Here is an 8,952-nt window from a genome sequence, read left to right as displayed (position 1 = left end):
TACTGCTGTGGTGCGGCCTGAGTCTGTTCGTGCACCTGTGGATGTTCTTTCTGTGGACGCTGCTGTTCGGCCTGTGGCTGGCGCGCAAACTCTATCGCCTGAGCCCGACGCAATTCAGCCCCGGATTCTGGATCAACACATTCATCACCATGATCATCCTGCTCGGGCAATCGGTGCAGGACAGTGCGGCGGGCAAGGACGTGTACACCGCGTTTGCGGTGCGCATGGGCCTGTTCATTCTGGTGACGCTCTATAGTGCGTTGATGATGCACCTGCTCGAAGCGCACAAGCCGAGCCGTCAAGGTGTGATCTGATAGCCGCGCCCTTGCAGGCATCCGGCGTAAGCGCTGGAACTTGCTGCCGCCTCGGTCTTGCCCTGTGCCCGTCGCTCCTGGCGCTGCCGCGAGCCTCCGATGACCGCACCGGCGGCTGCAGTCTCTTTGGCGCGGTTTTGTCGGTAATCCTGCTTGCGGTCATCGTCGACGCGTTCGTAGAGCTCGTCGTGTTGACGGCCGCGCACTTGCGCACCTGCCGCGCCCGCCGCCGCACCGACAGCGGCGCCCTTGAGACGGCCGCCGGCTTGCGGTGTGGAAGTGGTGGAGGTTGAAGCGATGGAGTGGCAGTCGTTGATGTCGATCTGGGTTTGTTGCGAGGTCTGGCCTTTGAGCGGGACGACGGATTCGGCGCTGGCTTGAGTGGCGCACAGGGCGACAGCGATCAATAGCGGGATGGGCGTCAGGCGATTCATGATTACCTCCGGCGGGGCCTGGGGTTGGCTGTGATGCGGGGTAATCAGAGAGTCTAGTTCAAAGTGTTCGGCAAGGAACTCTTGAACACGGCACTCAACGTTGTGGAAGCAGTGGTTCGCACTCGCCGTTATGGATACCATCCCGACACCCTCAATTTCGCTGATCACGGATTCCGATGCGTCGTTTACTGAGCCGACTCGCCGCGCTGATCAAGCCTGAGGCGAAGCCACTTTTTGCCGGATACAGCCTGAAAGTCCTGCAGTCGTACTTTGTGATGCCTTTGTCGGTCGCCAGACTGCCACACCTGCCGATGATGACATCGCTTGAGCAATCCGGAGTATTGGCCTGTTACCTCTCACTTCTGACTGAGCAAAACGACGTCAACCGTTTCCGGCAGTGGGTCGACTCGTCCTTCCAAAAGGTCAGGGAAAGCACGTTCAACGGCCTGCGCATCTTTGAATATGAGGACGCCTTGAGCAAAGAGCGCTTGATATTCTTCACCGCCAACCAAGCGTTCAACGCGGTCACTATTCATTTAGTGACTAACAGCGCGAGATTCCTCGACTGGCTGAACCACGAAAAACTCGCTGTCCCCCCACCGTGGGTTGCCTTCGAGGGTTACAACCCCTCATGGTGGGGCGGCAATATGCAAGGAGCCCAAGGTTTCTACAACGAGCGTTATTTCCTGCCGTTTTTTACTTCTTTGAGTGACGCTGAAAAACAGCGGTATTACGCCCGATTCAATGCCAGCGCCGCGTGGATAGAACAACTGGACTTAGTGTACGGCGACGATTGATTCGCTCAAGCCCCCTCCCGCACCCGCCGCACCTGCACCAACAACGCCGGCGCAAAATGCAGCAGCACCATCCGCGCCAAGTGGTGAGTGAGGATAAACACCACATTCAACCCACCCGCAAACGCGACAATCGCAATCGTCTCGATCGCCCCCGGCATGTACGCCAGCCAGAGCGACAATGGATCGCTGCCCAACCATCGCGCTGCCACTTCAGCACATGCCGCCGCGACGACGATCATCAGCCCGACCGAGACCAGTGCCGTGCGACCATGCAGCCCCAATTCCCTGACGCCCAAGCCTTGAAACCGTGAGCCGATGCGCACGCCGAGAATCAGCGCGGCCAGATTCAAGCTCCAGTCGGGCATGTGAAAACCGTGCAACCACCCTGCTTTTACAAAGACGGCGGTGATGATGATCGCCGTGAGCATGAAGGGCGCCGGCACGCCGATCACCAGCAGCAAGCGACCGAGCACGACGCTCAAGCCGATGACCGAGACAACCGTCAACGCCATGCCGGTGGTCAACGGAGCGCTTTCAACAGCAGCAATCGACCCCGGCCCCGGAATCAAAAAACTCACCAGCACCGTGATCAGCAGTAACCGCATCAGGTGCACGATGATGACTTTGCTCGACGCCTTCTCCGACTCCAGCAAATCGAACACCGCCGCCAGTGCCCCCGGATACACTGCGAGCAGCGTATCCGTGCGATTCCACCCTGCGCCCCGCGTCAGCCACCAACCGGCCAGCGCGATCTGCACCGTCAAGCACAGCAGCAACACACCAAGGCTCGGCAACATGGTCGCCGCCGTCGCACTGTCCCACGCCTCGAACATCAGCCCGGTGGCGATGCCCAGGGTGACCTGGATATAACCCAGCCCATAAGGCGTCGCAGGTGCGAAACCCGATTTTGTCACGAGCAGTGCCGTGACAAGGATCGAACCCAACAGCAAGCCATGCGGCACACCGAGGGATTGCAGCACCGCGCCAAAACCGGCGGCGATCAACAGACACAGAATGGATTTCATGGTCGCCTTCCTGGCTATTCAAATGAGTCAGGCGCGCAGCCGTCCAATCGCCCGCCGGTATTTTTCGATCCGCTCCAGATCCTCCCAGCTCGGCGAGGCGATCCGTGACAGGTCGCTGTTCTCTTCCAGGTCCGCCAGTTTCACCACCCGGCCGATCGGGTTCTGCGCCGCGCGCTCGACGAAATCCTCGTAGGACTCGCCTGGCACTTTGGTCACCGATGCAATCGCCGTCAGCACCTCTTCGCTGAAGCCTTCCTTGCGCAAGTCATCAAGGCTGATGCCGCAATCCTCGACCACATCGTGCAGTACGGCGACGATGCGTTCCTCCAGCGTGGTCATGCGCAACATGACTTTCAGCGGATGCAAAATGTACGGCGCACCGCCCTTGTCCACCTGCCCGGCGTGCGCGGTGGCAGCGAGGGCAATGGCGCGTTCGAGTGTTTGAGTCATAGGGGTTTCCTCGGGTTAAACGCCATACCGGCCGCCAACGTGGATATTGCGTTTGAGCCAAGCGCCCATGGCCTTCAAGCGACCGACTGGCTTCGCTGGCTCGGCGTGACGCTTGAGAATCATCGACACCAATGTCACTTGATCCGCACCAGGATGCGCGTCAATCAACTCAGCGCCCCAGGCACAATCAGACTTCTTCAAGTGCTCACGCCACTCACCGGGCCAGGCTTCCAGCTCATCCAGCGCCAACCAGCGCGCACCGCCCTGCCCACCATGCCCCCCGGCCGTCGATTGTTCGAAACAGAAAGGCGTGGCCGCTCGGGACAGGTCGATGTTGAAAATGTAGACGTCGTGGGTTGGGTGCTGCGACGTGGGGGCGTTGTTGCGGCTGCCGATTTCAATCATGGGCAATATTCCAATCCTTGGGCGCTAGATGTGTCCGATTGTTTCGCAGTCTACGCGAACAGCGCAAATCAAAAACCTGATGGAACCTCCTTCCCCTGCGCTATCTCGAAACCATAAGCGCCAATTCATTGATCAAAACCGGCGCCATTGAAGAGGAAACCCCGATGAACATTCGATTCCTGCTTCTGCTCGCCACCTTTTGCGTCATCCCCACCTGCGTCATGGCCGAAGGCTGCGACGTCGAAACCCGCTCCTCCAGCACCTCCGTGCCTACCGTTTCCGGCCACAGCTGCTACGAATACGAGGGCATGCCGGTCAATTCCATCGACTGGTCATGCAGCAACGAAAGCAAGGACATGGTCAACGCCGTCAAGAAAAAGGTCCAGCAGTGCGATGAGCACTATCAAGCCACGTGCATCGCCACCCTCACCCAGGAATCCCTGGCCAACCCGCACTCCACCAGCAAGGACAAAAACGCCAAAGCGTTGAACATTCCCGAGGGCGCGCAGGTGACCACGTATTACTACGGCGCGGAGAATCTGGGGCAGGCGAAGATTGATTGTGAAAGTGGCGGTGGGCATTGGAAGGCGAAGTGACGGTTGATTAGCGCACATAAAAAGGGACACCGCTGGGTGTCCCTTTTTCGTGCATCAACACATCCATTGTGGCGAGGGAGCTTGCTCCCGCTGGGCTGCGAAGCAGCCCCTGTACCAACATGCAAAGCCATGATTTGAGATTCGACCGAATTTGAAGTCTGAAAAACGCGTAGGAAAACACCCCTTGTGGCGAGGGGATTCATCCCCGATGGGCTGCGAAGCAGCCCCAAACCGGCGAACTGAATTCTCCTGACACAACGTGGGCGCCGGATTACGACGACTGCGTCGCCGATCGGGGATAAATCCCCTCGCCACAGGGCCGGTTTTGCGTCCTACAGTTCGGTTGTGGATGCGGGAATTGCTGCCTAGAGTGGGGCTGTCGCTGACCGCAGTTGGCGATGGGTTTCGCAGCCCTAAGGAGAAATTGGATAACACCGTCTAACGACAATTCTGGCAAAATTCGCCGGCATTACGTTTTATGGCGGCTGTGTGCGGGAGACTTTCGAGTCTGCCGAGTCTGGTTTCTCCTCGGTCTGCGAACCTGCTCACAGCCGCCACCCATTATGTTTCGCAGCAGAACGGTGGCTCATTTTTTATTGAGAGACCATTCCTAATGACGATCAAAAAACCGCTCCACCACTACGCCCACATGTCCCACCCAGCCACCGACAACCCCGTCCTCCTGATCAACGCCGACGCCCCACTACGCGACCTCCACGCATGCCTGGCCGAACGCCTAAACGCCGTCCTCAAATACCTCGACCTCATCGCCTGCACCAGCCTCCCCGACTACGCCGAACATGACATCAACACCGTCACCAATATCGCCAGGATCATGGTGCAGGACGTGAGTGATGTGTTTCGGGTAATCGAACAGCGAGGTTTCGACGCGCCAGCCTGATAACCAACACATTGCCAAAGTGCCAACTTCATAAACGCCCGGTCATCCCACCAGCGATAACGTCGTTGGCACTTGGGAATAATCACCTCCTGACTTCCGCGCCCCTTGTAAGACGCGTCTGAATATCATCAACAGCGGACCGACGCCTCACTGTTCCGGCTTTAGTTGACGGTTACTCTTCAAACAAGAGTATTCCGTTCAATAAAGCAGAGCATCCATGGCCAACCACAGTTACATGAGCATTACCGGAAATCTACAAGGACTGATCTCCGCCGGCTGTTCCGACACTAATTCCATCGGCAACAAGTGCCAAGTGGGTCACCTTGACGAAATAATGGTATTGGCCTACTCGCACAACATGATCACCGGCAATAACGGCGGCGTTACCGCTGACCGTGGCAAACACCTGCCGATCATGATCACCAAAAACATCGACAAATCCTCACCACTACTGGCCGCCGCACTTCATGAGCGTGAAGTGCTGGACTGCACAATCTTCTTCTACCGAACCTCCCCCGCTGGCACACAGGACAAGTACTTCAAAATCCACATAACCGGCGCAAAAATCGCACACATCAACCTTCAGGTTCCCCACGCCATTCACCTGAACGACGCCCAGCCGCAAGAGTTGGTGTCGTTTACTTATCGCGAAATCAGCTGGACACATATCCAGGCAGGCACGTGCGGTTTCAGCACTTGGGGAAATGACGGTGAATGAGGATTCGTGTGACATCAACGACGTTACCCGAGCTGCTTCCGATCTGGTCGCATTCGGGTGCCACATCGGCGCGACTCAGTTGTACGATAGCTTCAGCCAGCTCAAATTTGGCGAGATTGTCTCGTCTTATGCGAACGAGATTATTCGGGCGGTAGATGAAGGTGTTATTAGTGCCAAGCAGGGGTTGCAAGAGCTTAGGGAGGAACACGCTGAGTTATTGAACAAAGTATCTTTTTATGCTCAAAACGGTGTAGGTGTTGCAGCGGGGATGATGCAATTGCACATAGGTGCCATACAATTCTCCAGCAAAAGCCCACAAGGTATATTTGCAGGAGCACTCTATTCGGCGCACGGCATCAACAACATTCATGAATGGGGTAGTAAATATCTACAACGGCCCTGATGCTCAAAGCACAGTGGGTCCGATTCGTAAATTCTATCAATTAGTGACAAACGATACTCATATAGGAAACACTGCTTACTACAGCGTAGATCTAATTCTTTCGGGGTTTGGCATGCTGCAGCACGTGCGGAAACCAGGTTCAATAGAGCTATTCCATCATGACCCAATTAATTACGAGCGCGCTTACAACCAAACGGGGAATCTGGCTTTGGTATTTGAACTACTGATCGACAGCATAACAGTCAAAAACATAAGCGAAGAGATAGACTTTCGACAAAACAAATAAATCACCATTTTATCTTGAACTCCTCACTAGACATCATGTAAGCATAAACAGAAGCAAAGATCAAAAAACCTAACAACCTAAAAACAACTTCAGACAGACTCACCAGATCCTTAATTGTGTAATAAAAAACCTCCTCAACAAACAAGGCACAATTAAAGAGAATATACTGCCTCACCCATACAGGATACCGATCACTTCGGACATTTCGCCCTCGCAACTCAGCCAGCTGATCAGGAAAGCAGTAGCGAAAATTAACATACAGAAGCAATACGAAAATCAGACCACTTACAATTTCTTTTACATCCTTCAACACTAAAAACATCCCACTGAAAAAATTCACTTGCACTAACGCGCCAATACCACTCAAAGCAAAAGTCAATAAAAATAAAAATATTGTTTGAGTTATAAATCTTAACGTCACGACTTCACACGCCTCAAGAACGTTATATGACACCCTTTTATCATTGAGAGTGAAACAAGACATTTTTCCCGAATACTCATAATTCCACCACCACCTTCGCCCTAAAAAATCGCGCGTAGCAATGTAAACATGCCAGAAATCCCCTAACGTCATTAACCCTGCATCATCACGCACTCATTCAGAGCCTTCCTACAAATGAAAACCATCAAACCTACAAACCTTTCCTCGAATCAAAAAAAATCCGACGCCCTTCAACAAGGCGTCGGATTTACTTACAGCGTATGTTTTTTACCTAAAGCATCAATCAGAAGTTAGCCGGCGTATTCGCACTAATAATCTCAGCCTCATCCGCCCCGATATTCCTAAACTTATGCGGCAACGTCGTCGGAAAGTAATACCCATCCCCCGCATTCAAAACACTCACCGAGCCATCCACGGTCAACTCAACAGTCCCCCGCGTAACAAGCCCACACTCCTCGCCTTCCGCATGCACAATCGGCTCTTCCCCGGAGCTAGCGCCCGGTGCGTATTGCTCGCGCAGCAAGCGCATCTGGCGGCTTGGGACGGAGGCGCCGATCAGCAGCAGGCGCAGGCCGTGGCGGCCGAGGTCGGGTTGTTCGTTGGCGCGGAACACGTATTGGTGTTCGCGTGGCGGTTGGTCGAAGGTGAAGAAGTCGGCCAGGGACATCGGGATGCCTTCGAGCAGTTTTTTCAGTGAACTGACGGAGGGACTGACGCGATTCTGTTCGATCAGGGAGATGGTGGCATTGGTCACGCCGCTACGCCGGGCCAGCTCGCGCTGGGAGAGTTTGTAGCTTTCGCGTACTAGTTTGAGTCGAGAACCCGTATCCATGACTGCCTTATGTGAGAACGACTTAAGGGCGATGGGGGTGGGTGGCGGGTGACGCGCCGAGGGCGCGGATCACGTTGCTCCCGTGTCCCGGAACCGTGAAAGGCGGCTATTAAATCACGTTTGTCGGTGTTGCTCAGCAGGTTCGATGGACGGTGGGGTAAAAGAGCCTGCTGGTGCTAATTGCGAAGTAAATGCAAAACCTGTGGGAGCTGGCTCGCCAGCGATTGGTGGCACATTCAACATCCCTTTTGCTGAAAGACCGCTATCGCTGGCAAGCCAGCTCCCACAGGTTTTGTGGTGTGTCAGCGGGAGTGAGGGTGGCTGCACTGGCAGGTCAAAAACCGGCGGGGCCTTGGGGGCCGCCGCCGGGGAGGTAACTTAGATGCCGAAACGGTCGCGCAACGAGTAGTAGACGGCGCCGAGGGCGGTCAGTGGTGCCGAGAAAGTGCGGCCGCCGAGCATGGGCATGTGCGGCAGCGATGCGAAGGCGTCGAAGCGTTCGGCGTCGCCGCGGATCATTTCCGAGATCAGTTTGCCGGCCAGGTGCGAGCAGGTGACGCCGTGACCGCTGTAGCCCTGCATGTAGTAGGCATTTTTCTCGATGCGGCCGAATTGCGGCATGCGCGACATGGTCAGCAGGAAGTTGCCGGTCCAGCGGTAGTCGATTTTCACATCCTTGAGCTGCGGGAAGGTTTTGAGGATCTTCGGCCGGATCAGGGTTTCGATGTCGTCCGGTTCACGCGCGCCGTAAACCACACCGCCGCCGTACAGCAGACGGTTGTCGGCCGTCAGGCGGTAGTAATCCAGCAGGTAATTGCAGTCTTCGACACAGTAGTTGTTGGTGATCAGGCTGCGCGCCTGTTTCTCGGTCAACGGCTCGGTGACGACGATCTGCGAGCCGCATGGCATGCTTTTCGCGGTCACGCGGTTGTCGAGGCCTTGCGGCAGGTAGGCGTTGCCGGCGATCAGCAGGTACTTGGCGCGCACCTGGCCTTTGGCGGTACGCACGACATTCGGTTCGCCGTATTTGATTTCGACGGCAGCCGATTGCTCGTAGATTTTGCCGCCCAGACGCACGATGGCTGCGGCTTCACCGAGGGCCAGGTTCAGCGGATGCACGTGACCGCCCTGCATGTCGAGCAGGCCACCGACGTAGGCGTCGGAGCCGACTTCGCGACGAATGTCCGCGGCGTCGAGCATCTTCAGATTGCGGTTGCCGTAGCGTTCCCAATTGCGCTTCTGCTCGGCCAGACCGTTGAGTTGTTTCTTGTTCATCGCTGCGAAAATGCCGCCCGGGCGGTAGTCGCATTTGATGTCATATTCCTTGATCCGCGACCGGATGATGTCGG

Annotated in this window: 13 protein-coding genes and 1 pseudogene; 7 read left to right on the top strand and 7 right to left on the bottom strand. The window is 55.8% G+C overall.

The window, feature by feature from the left end:
* Window positions 1-314: pseudogene (locus tag DBR24_RS05575) on the top strand (hypothetical protein); the annotation flags it as partial.
* Here the strand turns inward: DBR24_RS05575 and DBR24_RS05570 are convergent.
* Window positions 299-748, bottom strand: coding sequence for a YMGG-like glycine zipper-containing protein (locus tag DBR24_RS05570; protein WP_128614152.1), 450 nt, complete (start codon window positions 746-748; stop codon window positions 299-301). The pseudogene DBR24_RS05575 and the gene DBR24_RS05570 sit on opposite strands and share 16 nt — an antisense overlap.
* A gap of 176 nt (window positions 749-924) precedes the next feature.
* Here DBR24_RS05570 and DBR24_RS05565 point away from each other — a divergent pair, with 176 nt between their 5' ends.
* Window positions 925-1,545 carry a hypothetical protein gene (locus DBR24_RS05565; RefSeq protein ID WP_128614151.1) on the top strand — a complete coding sequence of 207 codons (621 nt, stop codon included), beginning with the start codon at window positions 925-927 and terminating at the stop codon, window positions 1,543-1,545.
* Between the two features lie 5 nt (window positions 1,546-1,550).
* Here DBR24_RS05565 and DBR24_RS05560 read toward each other — a convergent pair whose 3' ends face one another.
* Genes DBR24_RS05560 through DBR24_RS05550 form a run of 3 tightly spaced genes read right to left on the bottom strand, consistent with a single transcriptional unit; the run spans window position 1,551 to window position 3,425 of the window.
* Window positions 1,551-2,570: an AbrB family transcriptional regulator gene (locus tag DBR24_RS05560; RefSeq protein WP_128614150.1), complete on the bottom strand. Its 1,020-nt coding sequence runs from the start codon at window positions 2,568-2,570 to the stop codon at window positions 1,551-1,553.
* A gap of 27 nt (window positions 2,571-2,597) precedes the next feature.
* Complete coding sequence (locus DBR24_RS05555; protein ID WP_128614149.1) at window positions 2,598-3,020, bottom strand: HD domain-containing protein; 423 nt, start codon at window positions 3,018-3,020, stop codon at window positions 2,598-2,600.
* Between the two features lie 15 nt (window positions 3,021-3,035).
* Window positions 3,036-3,425 (bottom strand): hypothetical protein, encoded by a 390-nt coding sequence (locus tag DBR24_RS05550; RefSeq protein ID WP_128614148.1) that lies wholly within the window; start codon window positions 3,423-3,425, stop codon window positions 3,036-3,038.
* A 164-nt stretch (window positions 3,426-3,589) separates the two neighbouring features.
* Between DBR24_RS05550 and DBR24_RS05545 the strand changes: the two genes are divergently transcribed.
* The 5 genes from DBR24_RS05545 (at window position 3,590) to DBR24_RS34790 (ending at window position 6,329) form a co-directional block, all read left to right on the top strand.
* Complete coding sequence (locus DBR24_RS05545; protein WP_128614147.1) at window positions 3,590-4,021, top strand: hypothetical protein; 432 nt, start codon at window positions 3,590-3,592, stop codon at window positions 4,019-4,021.
* A gap of 613 nt (window positions 4,022-4,634) precedes the next feature.
* On the top strand, window positions 4,635-4,922 hold the full coding sequence (locus DBR24_RS05540) for a fructose-bisphosphate aldolase (protein ID WP_128614146.1): 288 nt from the start codon (window positions 4,635-4,637) through the stop codon (window positions 4,920-4,922).
* A gap of 217 nt (window positions 4,923-5,139) precedes the next feature.
* Window positions 5,140-5,640, top strand: a complete 501-nt coding sequence (locus DBR24_RS05535; RefSeq protein ID WP_128614145.1) for an Hcp family type VI secretion system effector — start codon at window positions 5,140-5,142, stop codon at window positions 5,638-5,640.
* The gene (locus DBR24_RS31530) at window positions 5,633-6,043 is read left to right on the top strand and encodes a DUF4225 domain-containing protein (RefSeq protein ID WP_256591283.1); all 411 of its coding nucleotides are present in this window, start codon (window positions 5,633-5,635) and stop codon (window positions 6,041-6,043) included. The genes DBR24_RS05535 and DBR24_RS31530 overlap by 8 nt, the downstream gene beginning before the upstream one ends.
* The gene (locus tag DBR24_RS34790) at window positions 6,009-6,329 is read left to right on the top strand and encodes a DUF4225 domain-containing protein (protein WP_371921234.1); all 321 of its coding nucleotides are present in this window, start codon (window positions 6,009-6,011) and stop codon (window positions 6,327-6,329) included. The genes DBR24_RS31530 and DBR24_RS34790 overlap by 35 nt, the downstream gene beginning before the upstream one ends.
* A gap of 1 nt (window position 6,330) precedes the next feature.
* On the opposite strand, the gene DBR24_RS05525 is transcribed toward DBR24_RS34790, so the two are convergent.
* The 3 genes from DBR24_RS05525 to DBR24_RS05515 all read right to left on the bottom strand — a co-directional run.
* The gene (locus DBR24_RS05525) at window positions 6,331-6,924 is read right to left on the bottom strand and encodes a hypothetical protein (RefSeq protein WP_128614144.1); all 594 of its coding nucleotides are present in this window, start codon (window positions 6,922-6,924) and stop codon (window positions 6,331-6,333) included.
* A gap of 130 nt (window positions 6,925-7,054) precedes the next feature.
* Window positions 7,055-7,603: a cupin domain-containing protein gene (locus tag DBR24_RS05520; RefSeq protein ID WP_007950154.1), complete on the bottom strand. Its 549-nt coding sequence runs from the start codon at window positions 7,601-7,603 to the stop codon at window positions 7,055-7,057.
* Window positions 7,604-7,981: 378 nt separating this feature from the next.
* Window positions 7,982-8,952, bottom strand: a 971-nt coding sequence (locus DBR24_RS05515; protein ID WP_256591282.1) for an FAD-binding oxidoreductase, incomplete at its 5' end; no start/stop codon positions are given.

Origin of the sequence: Pseudomonas sp. HMWF006 (assembly GCF_003061205.1) — a bacterium.
Lineage (GTDB): Bacteria > Pseudomonadota > Gammaproteobacteria > Pseudomonadales > Pseudomonadaceae > Aquipseudomonas > Aquipseudomonas monsensis.
Note: the sequence above shows the minus strand (reverse complement) of the source record. Positions and strands in the feature narration are given on the sequence as shown.

Bases quoted from the DNA above. Each gene is read 5' to 3' on its own strand.
- DBR24_RS05560 (WP_128614150.1), bottom strand. From the start codon at position 2,570: ATGAAATCCATTCTGTGTCTGTTGATCGCCGCCGGTTTTGGCGCGGTG.
- DBR24_RS05555 (WP_128614149.1), bottom strand. From the start codon at position 3,020: ATGACTCAAACACTCGAACGCGCCATTGCCCTCGCTGCCACCGCGCAC.
- DBR24_RS34790 (WP_371921234.1), top strand. From the start codon at position 6,009: ATGAATGGGGTAGTAAATATCTACAACGGCCCTGATGCTCAAAGCACA.
- DBR24_RS05565 (WP_128614151.1), top strand. From the start codon at position 925: ATGCGTCGTTTACTGAGCCGACTCGCCGCGCTGATCAAGCCTGAGGCG.
- DBR24_RS05520 (WP_007950154.1), bottom strand. From the start codon at position 7,603: ATGGATACGGGTTCTCGACTCAAACTAGTACGCGAAAGCTACAAACTC.
- DBR24_RS05545 (WP_128614147.1), top strand. From the start codon at position 3,590: ATGAACATTCGATTCCTGCTTCTGCTCGCCACCTTTTGCGTCATCCCC.
- DBR24_RS05570 (WP_128614152.1), bottom strand. From the start codon at position 748: ATGAATCGCCTGACGCCCATCCCGCTATTGATCGCTGTCGCCCTGTGC.
- DBR24_RS05540 (WP_128614146.1), top strand. From the start codon at position 4,635: ATGACGATCAAAAAACCGCTCCACCACTACGCCCACATGTCCCACCCA.
- DBR24_RS05535 (WP_128614145.1), top strand. From the start codon at position 5,140: ATGGCCAACCACAGTTACATGAGCATTACCGGAAATCTACAAGGACTG.
- DBR24_RS05550 (WP_128614148.1), bottom strand. From the start codon at position 3,425: ATGATTGAAATCGGCAGCCGCAACAACGCCCCCACGTCGCAGCACCCA.